A 17395-nucleotide genomic window follows, 5' to 3' on the forward strand; every position below is an offset into this window, starting at 1 on the left:
CCCTCTGGGAGAGGGCTAGGGTGAGGGGCTTTGCTTTTATGGCGTTAAACTGGCTAACCATGAACGACAGGAAGTCAAAAACTCATGCGGTATCTCATCATCTGTTCACTCAGCCTTCTAAGTCCATACCTCGCCCTTGCCGACGAAACTCACATTGAACAGGCACGCCAGACACTAAAGAACTACGGGCTGAGCCACTGCATTCTGAAGCCATTCAACGAACGCTCAGCGCTGGAAAAAGACATTGCGCTGTCCGCCAATGCCTATTCATTCATGGGCAACGGCCTACATTCCATCCTGCAAGATGAAGACACGCTGCAAGTGCTGCACGATCCCTATAAAGAAACACTGAGCTACATATCGGCGGCTTACCAGCAGACACCTTCACGCAGCAAACACTCAAATGAAAAAGTGGTGTTCCTTGCGTGCCTGAAGATCTACAACTCCGAAGCGTTCAACCGCTTTATCAAAACCCAAGATGCCTACATCTCTGACTGCCCCCCCGATTTCAATCAATCAAAAAATCGCAGCCTTCGGCGGCTCCCACATGGGATAGGCGCTCACTCTGCCGAAGGCTGCGGCCTTTCGATCTTCAGGCGGGCAAGCTGCGCAAGCGCTTGCCGATGACATCGAGCACATCACAGCCATCACGCAATGGGATGGCGCACAGCAGGGCGAAGTCGCTGAGGATCACGGAGTCGCATTCGATCGAGCCGCGCATGCACATGTTTTCCAGGACCTGGACCACGGCGCGGATGCGGTGGTTGGCAGCGTCCATGAGGATGTCGAGGGGCACGTGAGTGTCGACGAACAGGCTGGGCATGTCGCTGCAATTGCCGGTGAGGGCCATGAAGCGGTTGTCGGGGTGAGGCGTGATTTTTTCGTAGGGTGAATCAGTATGCATATTGGTCATTTTCCGGGCCCCATGATTGATAAACGTGAGCCGCCATCACACCTTCCTACGGGTTAGGGTGGCAGCTGTGCGCGGGAGTAGGAACCGAGCAATCATGGACCTCGGCCACGCCGAAGCGTGCCCCACGCACAGCCGCCGCGAACGATCTTACGGACTTGAACCAAGTGCCGCAAAAAGCCAACGAACTGTAACGTCATGAATGCGGGAATCCTTCACCCTGCCACCACTCTCGTGGCGACAACGAAAAGACTATCCCTGCAACTCACCACGCACCAGTTCATGAAAACCGCCGCGATTCGAAGGAAACGTCCGAAGCGTTTGCCCCGAAATTTCACTCTGCCTCTGCCAGCAAAAACTCCAGAAGCGCCGATCGTGACGAATCTTCCGACATCGATAATTTGAAAAACTGCCCGACCTTGCAGCGCAAAACAGCCTCGGGAAACGCCTCGAACACGGCCGGTTGCTCCTCGCTCAGCCATTGCAAAGCATTGGCGATGCGTACGCTTGCATCAGTCTGCGCCAACAGCGATTGCGGCACGCTCCACCACGGAAAGACCCGCCCCGAAACCAGCGCACGGCCCCCGATTTCAATGGCTTGGCCATTGATCAAGGCTCGCGAAACGACTGGCAGTAATTGCGCGGAATTGAGCTCGTCAGAGTGCAAAAGAGGCAGCAGAAACCGACCATCCCAAAAGCGAAAAAACACCGCTTTACCGTCCGGCATCAGCACTTGAGTCAGGCTGCGGAAATGTTCGACCAGCACATCCAGATCCGCCGAAGACACCGCCAACCATCCCCAATCCCGGGATTCTGTTTCCGCCACCCAACGTAAAAACTCACTGTCCGCAGCGACAATTCCCACATAGGGCATCACCGCGTCCCACTCGGCATAAATCGTCTCGGCCCAGACTGGATTCGCTGTGCCCTGCCAGGCTTTGAACGCATTGGCGTCGCTGGCGCGACTGAAAATGGCGAACAGTTGTTCCGACGCGTGCAGCGGCTGCCGCGCCAGCCATTGTTCGGGCGTCAATTGTTCAGGCTGCACAGACACCGTCCTTACAACGCTCACACTCTTCGCAGAAAGGCGCATCACCTTTGAGACTCATGATCTGTGCGGCGGTGAGAACCGCCGCCGGCGCAGCGGCCAGTTTCTCTGGCAAGCCCGGCACCAACGGTGCCGCACTCGTTGCCGCCATTGGCGCGCCACCCACAACAATCGGCACGCTGCTGAAAATTCCGCCGGGGCCGATGTTGATCCACTGTCCGCCGGCCTGAATCGTCGCGCTCGCGCCGCCATCAATGACCACTTGCTGGCCTGCGCTGATATGGATCTGCGCCGAGGCGCTGGTGGCCTGGCTGTTCACCCGCACCTGCCGGTCGCCGAGCACGGACAAATGATCATCCTGCCTGACTTCGGTCTGGCGCTGGCCGTGGGTGATGCGCTGTTCGTCGGCCTTGAGTTCATGCCGGGCGGTGCCGGTGACCACCACACTGCGCTGATTATCGACCTGCAGCTGCTGGTCGTTGAGCACATGCTGGGTCCAGTTGCGCTGGGCACGCAGGTAGATTTCCTCGGCGCCTTTTTTATCCTCGATGCGCAGTTCGTTATAACCGCCACCTCCGGGGCTGCTCTGGCTGCGGAACACGCTTCGGGTCTTGTCTGCCGGCAGATCCAGCGGCACCGGGGTCGCCGCATTGGGCAGACACCCCATGACCAGCGGCTTGTCGGCATCGCCATCAATGAAGCCGACCAGCACTTCCATGCCGACTCGCGGAATCAATACGCTACCGTAGTGATCGTGAGCCCAACCGGTCGCGACGCGCAGCCAGCAACTGGAGTGCTCGTTCAATTCGCCATCGCGGTCCCAGGCCAGTTGCACTTTGACCCGGCCATATTCATCGCAATGGATTTCCAGGTCTTTCGGGCCGGTGACCACGGCAGGTTGGTAACCCGACATGCGCGGTTTTTCCGGGCACAGTGCCGGACGAAAGACCACGTCCCACGGCGTGGCGACGAAAGTATTGCGGTAGCCCTGGAAGGATTCGCCATCGCTGGTCACCGACTCCTCAAGCACCTGCGGCTGACGGCCGCGATGCTCGACACAGGTGAGCAACCACAGATCATTCCAGTCGCTGCGCGGATGCTCGGTGAGTTGCAGGAAATGGCCGCAGACCAATGAAGACTCGTCGCTGCTGCCCTCGGCCTGACGGTAATCGGCGACGTGCCGTTCCAGCGCTCGCCGAGTCAGCTGTTTGCCGGTTTCGCGATCGTTGAATTGGCCCGGAAAGAGGTAGTCCTCCAGCACCGGACGCTGCTCGCCGTCACTGCGACTTTCCAGAGACAGCCGTGGTTTTTCGAAGTTGTAGTCGCGCCGAGTGACGACGCTGGTGCGGGTTTCCACGCGCACGTTGAACCGTTGAATCGCCGGCGCCCCCGCCGACATGCCGCTGCCCGGCAGATACAACGTTGGCGCGGGCAGCTTGGTGAACACGGTCTGATCGTCGCCGAATACCAGCAGATGGCCTTCGGGGCTGTGCTGAAAGTGGTAATGAATGCCGACTTCGGCGCACAGACGCTGGATGAATGCCAGATCGCTTTCGGCGTATTGCACACAGTACTCGCGCTCCGGGTATTCGCTGCCCAGGCGAAATTCAAAGGCATCGCGCAGGATCGAATGATCCTTGAGGATCTGCTTGATGATCTGCGGCACGCTCTGATGCTGAAAAATCCGCTGGTTGATGCGATGCCCCAGATACGTCAGACGCGGGACAAGGCTGAGGTGATAGCGTGTCAGACGTTTCCCGGAATCGCCCTGCCCGACCTGATAAATCTGACCATGAATACCGCAACCCTGAGCATCGAAACTCAGAAACGCCTGACCATGCAGCAGGCTTTCCAGATCCAGGTCCGGCCGCTCGCTGACCAGTTCCAGCTCGAAGCGAAAGGGTTGGCTGATGGCTTCCCTGCCCGTGAACTCAAGGACTTTGAGGTCATGCCGGGCGCCTTCGAGTGTCAACGTGAAACGCGGTTGATTGGCAGGCGCGAACATCCGATGTCTCTCTGCAGTGTGAGGGCGGGCGATTCTGCATGAGGGGCAAGGGGTGCCGAGCAGGTGACGGGAAATTCAGATTTGCCCTACGTGGTTTGCTGAAAGGACCTTGTTAATTCGGCCGTTCGACTACAGACAATTCAATCAAACCAGCCACCCACCCTGTGGGAGCGAGCCTGCTCGCGAAAGCGGCATGTCAGTCGACACATTCATTGAATGATCAATCGCATTCGCGAGCAGGCTCGCTCCCACAATGGATTTCCACAGAATTCGAGAAATCACAGGCACAAAAAAACGGCCCGCTTCCTCTAGGAAGCGGGCCGTTTTCATATGAGCCGAAGCTCAGTCCATCACTTGTTCAGATGGAAGTCTTTTTCCGCTGCCTCGAAACGCTCAACCATGCCGCGAGTCGGCTCACCCGCCTTGCTGACAAAGTAGATGGCCAGGCTGGCGAAGATGAAGCCCGGAATGATTTCGTACAGACCCAGCAGTTCGAAATGCTTCCAGACCACCACGGTGATCGCGCCGACCAGAATACCGGCCAGTGCGCCGTTGCGGGTCATGTCTTTCCAGACCACCGAAATCAGCACCACCGGACCGAATGCAGCACCGAAACCGGCCCAGGCGTAGGACACCAGGCCCAGTACGCGGTTTTCCGGGTTGGCAGCCAGCGCGATAGCAATCAGGGCTACCAGCAGCACCATGGCACGACCGACCCAGACCAGCTCCAGTTGCGAAGCGGACTTGCGCAGGAAGGCTTTATAGAAGTCTTCGGTCAGGGCGCTGGAGCACACCAGCAACTGGCAGCTCAGGGTGCTCATCACCGCCGCCAGAATGGCCGACAGCAGTACACCGGCAACCCATGGGTTGAAGAGGATTTTCGCCAGTTCAATGAACACGCGCTCCGGGTTCTCGGTCACAGGACCGGCGACTTCCGGGTGCGCCGAGAAGTAAGCGATACCGAAGAAGCCCACCGCAACGGTGCCGCCCAGGCACAGGATCATCCAAGCCATGGAAATGCGACGCGCCTTGGCGATCGACTTCACCGAATCCGCCGCCATGAAACGCGCGAGGATGTGCGGCTGGCCGAAGTAGCCCAGACCCCAACCCATAAGCGAGATGATGCCGATGAAGGTGGTGCCTTTGAGCATGTCGAAGTTGCTCGGATCTTGCGCTTCGATGGCGAGGAACGTGGTGTCAACGCCGCCAGTGGCCAGCAGGACGATGATCGGCGTAAGGATCAGCGCGAAGATCATCAGCGTGGCTTGTACGGTGTCGGTCCAGCTCACCGCGAGGAAACCGCCGATGAAGGTGTAGGCAATCGTCGCCGCAGCACCGGCCCACAGCGCCGTTTCGTAGGTCATGCCGAACGTGCTTTCGAACAGACGGGCACCAGCGACGATGCCGGAAGCGCAGTAGATGGTAAAGAACACCAGAATCACGATCGCTGAGATAATCCGCAGCAAGCCACTTTTATCTTCGAAACGGCTGGAAAAGTAATCCGGCAGAGTCAGGGCATCGCCGTTGTGCTCGGTCTGCACACGCAGACGGCCGGCGACAAACAGCCAGTTCAGGTAGGCACCGACGATCAGGCCGATGGCGATCCAGCTTTCGGACAGACCGGACATGTAGATGGCGCCCGGCAGGCCCATCAGCAACCAGCCGCTCATGTCGGAGGCACCGGCAGACAGCGCGGTGACGACGCTGCCGAGGCTGCGACCACCGAGAATATAGTCGGAAAGGTTGTTGGTGGAGCGATAGGCCATCAAGCCGATCAGCACCATTGCTGCGATGTAGATCACGAACGTGATCAGGGTTGGATTGCTTACGCTCATTGAGTTACGCCCTGGCTTTGTTTTTATGTAGCGGCGGTGGTGAACCGCTCGCAAACGACGACGTTTGGCAGACGATCCGGGATCCCGCGCATTTAAGACTGATGTTTCCCCAGGAAAGCCATCAGCCGATGCACCGGGTTATTCCCGGTTGCACCTTGGCGGCGAATGCTATGCAACAAAGCAAATAAGGTGCAACCAGTTTCGCGAGAATTAGTTGCACCCAGTCGGATTAATCGACGATCGCCCCGTTTTTGCTCCCTTTTGTGGCAGTCATGGCTCTTTGCTAGAAGTAAAAGCACCAAGCAGGAGCAGCACTTTCGTACCAGAAATTATTTCCTGACGAGCTGCGTATTATTCCGGCAAAAAAAGGGTTGCACCCGGTTGCACCTCATTCAACGCACGGCTAATCTTGCGGCCAGCTGATGCCACGCAACTGTGGCAACCATGAGGATAAAAATATGGCTACCACCACCCTTGGGGTCAAACTCGATGACCCGACCCGCGAGCGCCTGAAGGCTGCCGCAACCTCGATTGATCGCACGCCGCACTGGCTGATCAAGCAGGCAATTTTCAATTACCTGGAAAAACTCGAGGGTGGTGCAACCCTGACCGAGTTGAACGGTTTGACCGCCAAAGACGCCGATGACGCAGGCGAAGTGCAGACCGATCACGCTCACCAATGCTTCCTCGAATTCGCTGAAAGCATCCTGCCGCAATCGGTTCTGCGTGCTTCGATCACCGCCGCCTACCGCCGCCCTGAGCCGGAAGTGGTGCCGATGCTGATCGAACAGGCGCGCCTGCCAGCACCGATGGCCGAAGCCACCAACAAGCTCGCGGCGACCATCGCCGAAAAACTGCGCAACCAGAAAAGTGCCGGCGGTCGTGCGGGCATTGTTCAGGGTCTGTTGCAGGAATTCTCCCTGTCGTCCCAGGAAGGCGTGGCGCTGATGTGCCTGGCCGAAGCGCTGCTGCGCATCCCGGACAAAGGCACCCGCGATGCGCTGATCCGCGACAAGATCAGCACCGGCAACTGGCATCCGCACCTGGGCAACAGCCCTTCGCTGTTCGTCAACGCTGCGACCTGGGGCCTGCTGCTGACTGGCAAACTGGTCTCCACCCACAACGAAGCCGGCCTGACCTCGTCGCTGAGCCGCATCATCGGCAAGAGCGGCGAGCCGATGATCCGCAAGGGCGTCGACATGGCCATGCGCCTGATGGGCGAGCAGTTCGTGACCGGCGAAACCATCGCCGAAGCGCTGGCCAATGCGAGCAAGTTCGAAGCCAAGGGCTTCCGTTACTCCTACGACATGCTCGGTGAAGCGGCACTCACCGAAGTCGACGCGCAGAAATACCTGGCGTCGTACGAACAAGCGATCCACTCGATCGGCAAAGCGTCACACGGCCGTGGGATTTATGAAGGCCCGGGCATTTCCATCAAGCTCTCGGCACTGCACCCGCGCTACAGCCGTGCGCAGTACGAGCGGGTGATGGACGAGCTGTACCCGCGCCTGCTGTCGCTGACCCTGCTGGCCAAGCAATACGACATCGGCCTGAACATCGACGCCGAAGAAGCCGACCGCCTCGAGCTGTCGCTGGACCTGCTTGAGCGCCTGTGCTTTGAGCCGCAGCTGACTGGCTGGAACGGTATCGGTTTCGTTATCCAGGCTTACCAGAAGCGTTGCCCGTACGTGATCGATTACGTGATCGATCTGGCCCGCCGCAGCCGCCATCGCCTGATGATCCGCCTGGTGAAAGGCGCGTACTGGGACAGCGAAATCAAACGCGCTCAGGTCGAAGGTCTGGAAGGCTATCCGGTCTACACCCGCAAGGTGTACACCGACGTTTCCTACATTGCTTGCGCACGCAAACTGCTGTCGGTGCCGGAAGCCATCTACCCGCAATTCGCCACGCACAACGCCCACACCCTGTCGGCGATCTACCACATCGCCGGTCAGAACTATTACCCGGGCCAGTACGAGTTCCAGTGCCTGCACGGCATGGGCGAACCGCTCTACGAACAGGTTGTAGGCAAGGTTTCCGAGGGCAAGCTGAACCGTCCGTGCCGTGTGTACGCACCGGTCGGCACCCACGAAACCCTGCTGGCTTACCTCGTACGTCGCTTGCTGGAAAACGGCGCGAACACTTCGTTCGTCAACCGCATCGCCGACCAGTCGATTTCGATTCAGGAACTGGTGGCCGATCCGGTGGCACAGATCGAGCAGATGGCCACCGTGGAAGGCGGTTTTGGCCTGCCGCACCCGCGCATTCCGCTGCCGCGTGACCTGTACGGTGCCGAGCGCGCCAACTCCAGCGGCATCGACATGGCTAACGAACATCGTCTGGCCTCGCTGTCCTGCGCCCTGCTCGCCACCGCGCACAACGACTGGAAAGCCGCGCCGATGCTCGGTTGCGCCTCCAGCAACGAAACGCCGGTCGCGGTGCTGAACCCGTCCGATCACCGCGATGTGGTCGGTCACGTTCAAGAAGCTACCGTCGAAGACGTCGACAACGCCATTCAATGCGCGCTGAACGCCGCGCCGATCTGGCAGGCCACCCCGCCGGCCGAACGTGCTGCGATTCTGGAACGTGCCGCTGACTTGATGGAAGGCGAGATCCAGCCGCTGATGGGCCTGCTGGCTCGCGAAGCCGGCAAGACCTACGCCAACGCCATCGCCGAAGTCCGCGAAGCCGTCGACTTCCTGCGTTACTACGCAGTGCAGGCGCGCAACGATTTCAGCAACGACGCCCACCGCCCACTCGGTCCGGTGGTGTGCATCAGCCCGTGGAACTTCCCGCTGGCAATCTTCAGCGGCCAGGTCGCTGCGGCATTGGCCGCCGGTAACCCGGTACTGGCCAAACCGGCTGAGCAGACTCCGCTGGTCGCCGCTCAGGCTGTGCGCCTGATGCTCGAAGCCGGCATCCCGGAAGGCGTGCTGCAACTGCTGCCGGGCCGTGGTGAAACCGTCGGCGCCGGTCTGGTCGGTGACGAACGCGTCAAAGGCGTGATGTTCACCGGTTCCACCGAAGTCGCGCGCTTGCTGCAACGCAACATCGCTGGCCGTCTCGACAGTCAGGGCCGTCCGATTCCGCTGATCGCCGAAACCGGTGGCCAGAACGCGATGATCGTCGATTCCTCGGCACTGACCGAACAAGTGGTGATCGACGTGGTGTCGTCGGCCTTCGACAGCGCCGGTCAGCGTTGCTCGGCACTGCGCGTGCTGTGCCTGCAGGAAGATTCCGCCGATCGCGTCATCGAAATGCTCAAAGGTGCCATGGCCGAAAGCCGTCTCGGCAACCCCGAGCGTCTGTCCGTGGACATCGGCCCGGTGATCGACGCCGAAGCCAAGGCCGGCATCGACAAGCACATCCAGGGCATGCGCGACAAAGGTCGCAATGTTTACCAGGTGGCGATTGCCGACAGCGAAGAGGTCAAGCGCGGCACCTTCGTCATGCCGACCCTGATCGAATTGGAAAGCTTCGACGAACTGCAACGCGAAATCTTCGGCCCGGTTCTGCACGTGGTGCGCTACAAGCGCAAGGAGCTGGATCAACTGATCGGCCAGATCAATGCATCCGGTTATGGCCTGACACTGGGCGTGCACACGCGCATCGACGAGACCATCGCCAAGGTGATCGACAACGTCAACGCCGGTAACGTCTACGTTAACCGCAACATCGTTGGTGCCGTGGTCGGCGTGCAGCCATTCGGCGGCGAAGGCCTGTCGGGTACTGGCCCGAAAGCCGGTGGCCCGCTGTATCTGTACCGCCTGCTGTCGACGCGCCCTAGCGACGCAATCGAGCAATCCTTCGCTCGCGGTGATGCCATCGTCGCCCCGGACGTGCGCTTGCGCGATGCCATGAGCCAATCGTTGAACGCGCTGAAAGCCTGGGCCGACAACAACAAGTTTGCCGATCTGAGCACCCTGTGCGTGCAATACGCTGCGCAATCGCAGAGCGGCATCACCCGGGTGCTGGCTGGCCCGACCGGCGAGAAAAACAGCTACGCGATCCTGCCGCGCGAACACGTGCTGTGCCTGGCGGAAGTTGAAGGTGATCTGCTGACGCAACTGGCGGCGGTGCTGGCGGTGGGCGGTTCGGCGGTGTGGCCGGAAACCGAGCTGACCAAGGCGTTGTTCGCCCGTCTGCCTAAAGAAGTGCAGGCGCGGATCAAGCGTGTTGCCGACTGGAACAAGGACGAAGTGGTGTTCGATGCCGTGCTGCATCACGGCCACTCCGACCAGTTGCGCGGCGTCTGCCAGCAGATCGCCCAGCGTGGCGGTGCAATCGTTGGCGTTCAGGGCCTGTCCCAGGGCGAGACCAACATTGCCCTGGAGCGTCTGGTAATCGAACGGGCATTGAGCGTCAACACCGCTGCGGCGGGGGGTAATGCCAGCTTGATGACGATCGGTTAAACCGCTGTAAATCCAGGCGACCGCAATGGTCGCCTGGTACGCAATACTCTGTGGGAGCGAGCCTGCTCGCGAAAACGGCGTTTCAGTCGACATCAATGTTGCCTGACCCTCCGCTTTCGCGAGCAGGCTCGCTCCCACAGTTGTTTTCGGCGCCTGTTAAGTCCGCGCGCGGCTCCAACATCACGCTTATCAATCATCCTGTTCAGTCTTTATCAGCACGCCTAGACTCGGCCCAACCCCAATTTCCAGGTAGGCCGCCATGTCCGAGACGCTGCTCAGTTCCCGCAATCTGGCTTTCGAGCTGTACGAAGTCCTCGATGCCGAGGGCCTGACCCGGCGCGAGCGCTTTGCCGAGCACAATCGCGAGACCTTCGACGCCGCCATCGGCACCGCGCGCAACATCGCCGAAAAGTATTTCGCCCCGCACAACCGCAAGGGCGATGAAAACGAGCCGCGCTATGAAGATGGCCAGGCCATTCTGATTCCCGAAGTGAAACCAGCGGTGGATGCCTTTCTCGAGGCCGGCTTTCTCAACGCCGCACGCAGCTTCGAGGCCGGCGGCATGCAATTGCCGACCCTGCTGTCGCAAGCCTGCTTCGCGCACTTTCAGTCCGCCAACGCAGCGTCGACCTCATACCCGTTCCTGACCATGGGCGCGGCCAACCTGATCGAGAGCTTCGGCAGCGAAGAGCAGAAACAGCGCTTCCTGCAACCGATGATCGACGGACGTTTCTTCGGCACCATGGCCCTGACCGAGCCCCATGCCGGTTCGTCACTGTCGGACATTCGTACCCGCGCCGAGCCTGCATCCGACGGCACCTATCGCCTGAAGGGCAACAAGATTTTCATTTCCGGTGGCGACCATCCGCTGTCGGAAAACATCGTGCACATGGTTCTGGCCAAACTGCCCGACGCCCCACCGGGGGTGAAAGGTATTTCGCTGTTTATCGTGCCGAAGTTTCTGGTCAACGACGACGGCAGCCTCGGCCAGCGCAACGACGTGCTGCTCGCCGGTTTGTTCCACAAGATGGGCTGGCGCGGCACCACATCGACGGCGCTGAACTTCGGCGATAACGGCGAGTGCGTCGGCTATCTGGTAGGCAAGCCACACCATGGCTTGAGCTACATGTTCCAGATGATGAACGAAGCGCGGATCGGCGTCGGCATGGGCGCGGTGATGCTCGGCTATGCCGGTTACCTGTATTCGCTGGAATATGCGCGTGAGCGGCCGCAGGGCCGGGTGCCGGACAGCAAGGATCCGACCACGGCGCCGGTGCCGATCATTCAGCACGCGGACGTCAGACGCATGCTGCTGACGCAGAAATCCTACGTCGAAGGTGCGTTTGACCTCGGCCTGTATGCCGCGCGTTTGTTCGATGACACCACCACGCTGGAAACCGAAGCCGAACGCAAACAGGCTCATGAGCTGTTGGACCTGCTGACGCCAATCGTCAAATCCTGGCCTTCGGAGTTCTGCCTCAAAGCCAACGAACTGGCGATCCAGATTCTTGGCGGCCACGGCTACACCCGTGAGTACCCGGTGGAGCAGTACTACCGTGACAACCGCTTGAATCCGATCCACGAAGGCACCCACGGCATCCAGTCGCTGGATCTGCTCGGGCGCAAGCTGGCGCAGAACGGTGGCGCCGGTCTCAAGCAGCTGATTCGATTGATCGCCAACACGGCCGAACGTGCCACTGCATACGATTCGTTGACCACCCTGCGCGAACCGCTGGAAAAACTCGTGGCCCGCTTGCAAACCGTGACCATCGGCCTGCTCACCGATCTGGCCCAAGGCAAGGTCAACAGCAGCCTGGCGAACTCGGCGCTGTACCTGAAAGTGTTCGGTCACGCAGTGATCGGCTGGCGCTGGCTGGAGCAGGCGATCCGCGCCGAGGAAGGCCTGGCCAAAGGCAATTCGGCGGATGTCGACTTCTATAAGGGCAAGTTGCAGGCGGCACGGTATTTCCTGACATGGGAAGTGCCGGGTTGCCAGCATGAGCTGGACTTGCTGGAGGCGCGGGATGATACGTGTCTGGGGATGCGGGAGGAGTGGTTCTGATCTCGATCGTGCGTAGCGGCTTATTCCCTCTTCGCAGGCAAGTCCGTTCCCACAGGGTCTCTGGGCGTGATCCCGGTGCGAGTGGCTTGCCTGCGCAGGGACCTGATCACGCATCAGCTCAGCCTGATCATATCCAGTTGCTTTGCTGCACACCCACAAAACGCTTGTCCTGTCACCTGTAAAACCTGACAGGTTCCGCCGAAGCAATGGCCGCGTATCCTTGAACCTTCATATGGTAAACCACACAACGGATACGGATATGGACGAGCTAAAGTCGACAGAAAGCGAATCTCTTGACCTCCTGCTGTTGCACATAAAAATCGGCGATACGCTACGACGAGGTCAAAACGACGCGGTAGTGACCGCAAAACACTTCGCCGCCAGCGATCCCGACTACAAAATTGAAGTGTCTTTGAAAGATGAAACGCTGGTGTCTGAGCAACCTATCTCCCATGACGTTATGCTTTGGGCTGCCAGCAAGGACGAAACGTTTGATTTCAACGGACGCAAACGCACCATAACTGCAAAAAACATTTTCGAGTCTGGCGGTCGATATCGCTGCGAACTGGTCATCGCCTGAAGCGCCCCTGAACAGAGCGCTCCGTTGAGGGGCGACGAGATTCTGGCGACCCGTCAAACCTGATTGATGGTCTTGGCAATCGTCTCGACCGTGGCGCTGACTTGCTCTTGATAACGCTCGAGTTCTTCTTTGTGCTGCTTTTTCATTTCGATCTGCTGGGAGCACAGATTCATCGCCGCCAGCACCAGCAAACGGTCGCCGATCAGCGTCGGGTATTTGCGCTTGGTGTCTTCCAGCGCTGCCTTGAGCATCATCGCCGCGTCCAGCAGGGTCTGTTCTTCCCCGGCCGGTGCCTTGATCGAATAGTCCTCGCCAAGAATGGAGATGACTTTTACCCCTGCTGTGCCGTGGTTCATGCGCTGACGGGACCGGCGTTGACGCGATCAACCAGCGCCTGGATGCGCGCGGCGGTGGCGCCGTGTTTTTCTTCCTGCTCCATCAGGTTCAGTTGCAGGCTTTCATTTTCATCCTTGGCCTGGGCCAGTTCCGTGGACAGGGTCTGGTTGGTCTGCAGCAAGGTCTGGTTCTGTTGCACCAGGTCGCTGACGAGCTGTTCCAATTGGCTGAGGGATGCTTCCAACATTTTGATCTTCCAAGCGTTTTTCAAAGGGCGCGTACGATAAAGAAAAGTCACCACGGATGCCAGGGTTAAACCGGCGCAAGGCCTTGATTTTCCTGGTTGGCGAAGCTTCTCGCGAGTTTAAAAGACTGTGATTGGTCGATCTGGTTCCTGCACTTCGTCGCTCAAGCGTGTCTGCGACAAATACGCACACCACCTCAAGACTTTAGTCGTATGACCGATAAGTCACCCATACAGCAGTCTCAGCCCGCATGGATGCGGCCCTTTTCGGTATCCGCCCATGTCCCTTCGCAATATGAATATCGCCCCACGGGCGTTCACCGGCTTCGCCCTGATCGGCGGCCTGATGTTGATCCTCGGCGTGTTTGCGCTGAACCAGATGAGCAAGATCCGCGCGGCCGGCGAAGACATCGCCACCGCCAGCGTGCCGTCGATCAAGGCTCTGGACGAATTCACCCAACTGACCCTGCGCCTGCGCGTGCTGTCCTATCGTTTGCTGATCAATCGCGAACCCGACGTGCAGCAGAAAACCATCGAACTGTTCGACATGCGCAACCGCCAGATCGCCGATGCGCAACGCGCCTATGAGCCGCTGATCTCCAGCCCGGAGGAGCGCTCGGCGTACGATCAGTACGTGCAGTTGCTGGCGCAGTACCGTCAGCTTGAAGAACGCATGAAAACCCTGTCGCGCAACAACCAGATCGCCGAGTTGCAGCAGATGCTCAACAATGATTTGCTGAGCAACTCAGAGGCCGTCAACACCGCACTTGCGCGTCTGCTGGAGATCAATACTCAGCAAATTGCCGAGACTGATCAGGGCGCCAAGGATCAGTACTCGATGTCGTTCGATCTGGTCGTCACTCTGCTGGTGATCGCCAGCGGCCTGACCCTGCTGTTCGCCTGGCTGCTGACCGTGAGCATTACCAAGCCGATTTCCAAGGCACTCGAGGCGGCGGAAACCATCGCCGAAGGCAACCTGACCCAGCCGATCCATGTCGATGGCGAAGATGAAGCCGGGCGCCTGCTGGCGGCGATGGCGAAGATGCAATCGAAGCTGCGCGACACCCTGCAGCGCATCTCCGGTTCGGCCACACAGCTTGCGTCTGCTGCGGAAGAGCTGAACAGCGTCACCGATGAAAGTGCTCGCGGCCTGACCCAGCAGAACAACGAAATCGAGCAGGCCGCCACTGCGGTGAATGAGATGACCAGCGCCGTCGAAGAAGTCGCGCGCAACGCGGTCAGCACTTCGGAAGCCTCGAAAAACGCCACCACTTCGGCGGGCGACGGTCGTGATCTGGTGCAGGAAACCGTCAGCGCCATCGAACGCATGAGCGCCGATGTGCAGAGCACCGCGTCGCTGATCGGCGACCTGGCCAATGAATCCCGCGACATCGGCAAGGTGCTCGACGTGATTCGTGGCCTCGCCGATCAGACCAACCTGCTGGCATTGAACGCAGCAATCGAAGCGGCCCGTGCCGGTGAGGCCGGGCGTGGTTTCGCCGTGGTGGCCGACGAAGTGCGCGCACTGGCCCATCGCACCCAGCAGTCGACCAGCGAAATCGAACGCATGATCGGCAGCATCCAGAGCGGCACCGAACACGCCGTGGATTCGATGCGCAACAGCACCGAGCGCGCCGAATCCACGCTGAACATCGCCCGTGGCGCCGGGATGTCACTCGACACCATCAACAGCGCTATCGTCGAAATCAACGAGCGCAACCTGGTCATCGCCAGCGCCGCCGAAGAGCAGGCGCAGGTGGCGCGGGAAGTCGATCGCAATCTGGTCAACATCCGCGATCTGTCGGTGCAGTCGGCGACCGGCGCCAATCAGACCAGCGCGGCGAGCAATGAGCTGTCGCGCTTGGCGCTGGATTTGAACAACATGGTTGGGCGGTTCAGCCTGTAACACACCTCACTGGAGCTTCCCCTGTGGTGAGGGGATTTATCCCCGTTGGGTGGCGAAGCCGCCCCAAAAGCAGCGTATGCGGTTCCCTTTAAGGATCCGCGTACAGCGGTTTTACGACGGCTGCGCCGCCGAACGGGGATGAATCCCCTCGCCACAGTCATCATTCGCCGCATTTCCAGGGTGATTTTGCAAAAAAGCTTTTTGACAGCATCACATTTCAACAGGTTAGAATCGCTGGCACGCAGACTGCATGGTCAGTTTGTGCCTCGTCTTTACGCTTCTGGAGTACTGCCTTTGAATGCGACGACCATCAACAGCCTGTTCTTGATCGGCGCGTTGCTGGTAGGCGCAAGCATTCTTGTCAGTTCTCTTTCTTCACGTCTCGGCATTCCGATTCTGGTCATCATTCTCGCGGTCGGCATGGCTGCCGGGGTCGATGGTGGCGGGATCATTTTCGATAACTACCCGACGGCCTATCTGGTCGGCAACCTCGCCCTGGCAGTGATCCTGCTCGACGGCGGCTTGCGTACGCGGGTGTCGAGTTTCCGCGTGGCCTTGTGGCCGGCGCTGTCGCTGGCCACGGTCGGGGTGTTGATCACCACCGGGCTGACCGGCATGGCCGCTGCGTGGCTGTTCGACCTCAATCTGATTCAGGGCCTGCTGATCGGCGCCATCGTCGGCTCGACCGACGCCGCTGCGGTGTTCTCGCTGCTCGGCGGTAAAGGCCTCAACGAACGAGTCAGCGCCAGTCTGGAAATCGAATCCGGCAGCAACGACCCGATGGCGGTGTTTCTCACCGTGACCCTGATCGACATGCTCGCCAGCGGCGAAACCGGCCTGCACTGGAGCCTGCTGACCCACCTGATCCGCGAATTCGGCATCGGTGGCGTGATCGGTCTGGGCGGCGGCTGGGTGATGCTGCAACTGGTCAATCGCATCAATCTCGCCGCCGGGCTCTATCCGATCCTCATCATTGCTGGCGGTCTGGTGGTGTTCGCGCTGACCAACGCCTTGCATGGTAGCGGCTTCCTCGCCGTCTACCTGTGCGGTCTGGTGATCGGCAACCGCCCGGTGCGCAGCCGCCACGGCATTCTGCATATGCTCGACGGCATGGCCTGGCTGGCGCAGATCGGCATGTTCCTGGTGCTGGGCCTGCTGGTCACGCCCCACGATCTGCTGCCGATCGCTCTGCCCGCCCTCGGTCTGGCGCTGTGGATGATTCTCTTCGCGCGGCCGCTGTCGGTGATGGTCGGCCTGCTGCCGTTCAAGGCCTTCCACGGTCGCGAAAAAGCCTTTATTTCCTGGGTCGGCCTGCGCGGCGCGGTGCCGATCATTCTCGCGGTATTCCCGCTGATGGCCGGGCTGCCGCAAGCGCAGTTGTATTTCAATCTGGCGTTCTTCATCGTGTTGGTGTCGCTGCTGGTGCAGGGCACGAGCCTGCCGTGGGTGGCCAAGCTGCTCAAGGTGACGGTGCCGCCGGAACCCGCGCCGATTTCCCGGGCGGCACTGGAAGTGCACGTCACCAGCGAGTGGGAACTGTTCGTTTACAAGCTCGGCGCGGAGAAATGGTGCATCGGCTCGCCCCTGCGTGAGCTGAAAATGCCCGAAGGCACACGCATCGCGGCGCTGTTTCGTGGCCAGCAACTGCTCCATCCGTCGGGTAGTACGGTGCTGGAAGTCGATGATTTGCTGTGTGTTATTGGCCATGAACACAACTTGCCGGCCCTCGGCAAACTGTTCAGCCAGGCACCGCAACGCGGCCTCGATCTGCGTTTCTTCGGCGACTTCGTGCTCGAAGGAGACGCCCAGCTTAAAGCGGTTGCAGCGCTGTATGGCTTGCCGGCCGAAGGCATCGATCCGGACATGACCCTGGGCGCGTTCATTGCGCAAAAAGTCGGGGGTGCTCCCATCGTCGGCGACCAGGTGGAGTGGAACAACACCCACTGGACGGTGGCGGTCATGGACGGGAACAAGATCGGCAAAGTGGGCGTCAGATTCCCCGAAGGAAGTCGCCCGGGCCCCGGACTCTTCCTCTAAACTGCTCCCACTCTCACTTG

At 59.9% G+C, this 17395-nt stretch carries 12 protein-coding genes; 6 read left to right on the forward strand and 6 right to left on the reverse strand.

The genetic code is table 11. The features are described from left to right. The first annotated feature begins 84 nt into the window (after positions 1-84). Entirely contained in the window at positions 85-627 is a 543-nt protein-coding gene (locus D8U82_RS21105) for a hypothetical protein (RefSeq protein ID WP_241668075.1), read from the forward strand. On the opposite strand, the gene D8U82_RS21110 is transcribed toward D8U82_RS21105, so the two are convergent. The 4 genes from D8U82_RS21110 to putP all read right to left on the reverse strand — a co-directional run bounded on the left by D8U82_RS21110 (position 593) and on the right by putP (position 5798). Then, entirely contained in the window at positions 593-913 is a 321-nt protein-coding gene (locus tag D8U82_RS21110; RefSeq protein WP_122751665.1) for a hypothetical protein, read from the reverse strand. The genes D8U82_RS21105 and D8U82_RS21110 overlap by 35 nt on opposite strands. Positions 914-1244: 331 nt before the next feature. Next, on the reverse strand, positions 1245-1958 hold the full coding sequence (locus D8U82_RS21115) for a DUF4123 domain-containing protein (protein WP_130887675.1): 714 nt from the start codon (positions 1956-1958) through the stop codon (positions 1245-1247). Then, positions 1948-3963 (reverse strand): type VI secretion system tip protein TssI/VgrG, encoded by a 2016-nt coding sequence (gene tssI / locus D8U82_RS21120; protein WP_130902905.1) that lies wholly within the window; start codon positions 3961-3963, stop codon positions 1948-1950. The genes D8U82_RS21115 and tssI overlap by 11 nt, the downstream gene beginning before the upstream one ends. Before the next feature lie 350 nt (positions 3964-4313). Continuing rightward, on the reverse strand, positions 4314-5798 hold the full coding sequence (gene putP, locus D8U82_RS21130) for a sodium/proline symporter PutP (RefSeq protein WP_016772011.1): 1485 nt from the start codon (positions 5796-5798) through the stop codon (positions 4314-4316). Between the two features lie 458 nt (positions 5799-6256). Between putP and putA the strand changes: the two genes are divergently transcribed. From putA to D8U82_RS21150, 3 genes are all read left to right on the forward strand, one after another. Beyond that, positions 6257-10210 (forward strand): trifunctional transcriptional regulator/proline dehydrogenase/L-glutamate gamma-semialdehyde dehydrogenase, encoded by a 3954-nt coding sequence (putA, locus tag D8U82_RS21135; RefSeq protein ID WP_130902906.1) that lies wholly within the window; start codon positions 6257-6259, stop codon positions 10208-10210. A 259-nt stretch (positions 10211-10469) separates the two neighbouring features. After that, on the forward strand, positions 10470-12272 hold the full coding sequence (locus tag D8U82_RS21145; protein WP_130902907.1) for an acyl-CoA dehydrogenase: 1803 nt from the start codon (positions 10470-10472) through the stop codon (positions 12270-12272). Positions 12273-12531: 259 nt separating this feature from the next. Further along, positions 12532-12852, forward strand: a complete 321-nt coding sequence (locus D8U82_RS21150; RefSeq protein ID WP_130902908.1) for a hypothetical protein — start codon at positions 12532-12534, stop codon at positions 12850-12852. 53 nt (positions 12853-12905) lie between these two features. Here D8U82_RS21150 and D8U82_RS21155 read toward each other — a convergent pair whose 3' ends face one another. Together D8U82_RS21155 and D8U82_RS21160 are read right to left on the reverse strand one after the other, a co-directional pair. Then, complete coding sequence (locus D8U82_RS21155) at positions 12906-13208, reverse strand: cell division protein ZapA (protein ID WP_130887668.1); 303 nt, start codon at positions 13206-13208, stop codon at positions 12906-12908. Next, positions 13205-13435: a hypothetical protein gene (locus tag D8U82_RS21160; RefSeq protein ID WP_122508526.1), complete on the reverse strand. Its 231-nt coding sequence runs from the start codon at positions 13433-13435 to the stop codon at positions 13205-13207. The genes D8U82_RS21155 and D8U82_RS21160 overlap by 4 nt, the downstream gene beginning before the upstream one ends. 277 nt (positions 13436-13712) lie before the next feature. Here D8U82_RS21160 and D8U82_RS21165 point away from each other — a divergent pair, with 277 nt between their 5' ends. Both D8U82_RS21165 and D8U82_RS21170 read left to right on the forward strand, forming a co-directional pair. Then, positions 13713-15338 (forward strand): methyl-accepting chemotaxis protein, encoded by a 1626-nt coding sequence (locus D8U82_RS21165; protein ID WP_130887667.1) that lies wholly within the window; start codon positions 13713-13715, stop codon positions 15336-15338. Between the two features lie 294 nt (positions 15339-15632). Continuing rightward, positions 15633-17375, forward strand: coding sequence for a potassium/proton antiporter (locus D8U82_RS21170; RefSeq protein WP_024011302.1), 1743 nt, complete (start codon positions 15633-15635; stop codon positions 17373-17375). Positions 17376-17395: the final 20 nt, after the last annotated feature.

Origin of the sequence: Pseudomonas sp. Sample_23, from assembly GCF_004307595.1 — a bacterium.
GTDB lineage: Bacteria > Pseudomonadota > Gammaproteobacteria > Pseudomonadales > Pseudomonadaceae > Aquipseudomonas > Aquipseudomonas atacamensis.

Excerpts from the sequence above, each read along its gene's own strand:
- D8U82_RS21150 (WP_130902908.1), top strand. The coding sequence starts at position 12,532 with ATGGACGAGCTAAAGTCGACAGAAAGCGAATCTCTTGACCTCCTGCTG.
- D8U82_RS21105 (WP_241668075.1), top strand. The coding sequence starts at position 85 with ATGCGGTATCTCATCATCTGTTCACTCAGCCTTCTAAGTCCATACCTC.
- putP (WP_016772011.1), bottom strand. The coding sequence starts at position 5,798 with ATGAGCGTAAGCAATCCAACCCTGATCACGTTCGTGATCTACATCGCA.
- tssI (WP_130902905.1), bottom strand. The coding sequence starts at position 3,963 with ATGTTCGCGCCTGCCAATCAACCGCGTTTCACGTTGACACTCGAAGGC.
- D8U82_RS21110 (WP_122751665.1), bottom strand. The coding sequence starts at position 913 with ATGACCAATATGCATACTGATTCACCCTACGAAAAAATCACGCCTCAC.
- putA (WP_130902906.1), top strand. The coding sequence starts at position 6,257 with ATGGCTACCACCACCCTTGGGGTCAAACTCGATGACCCGACCCGCGAG.
- D8U82_RS21165 (WP_130887667.1), top strand. The coding sequence starts at position 13,713 with ATGTCCCTTCGCAATATGAATATCGCCCCACGGGCGTTCACCGGCTTC.
- D8U82_RS21160 (WP_122508526.1), bottom strand. The coding sequence starts at position 13,435 with ATGTTGGAAGCATCCCTCAGCCAATTGGAACAGCTCGTCAGCGACCTG.
- D8U82_RS21155 (WP_130887668.1), bottom strand. The coding sequence starts at position 13,208 with ATGAACCACGGCACAGCAGGGGTAAAAGTCATCTCCATTCTTGGCGAG.
- D8U82_RS21145 (WP_130902907.1), top strand. The coding sequence starts at position 10,470 with ATGTCCGAGACGCTGCTCAGTTCCCGCAATCTGGCTTTCGAGCTGTAC.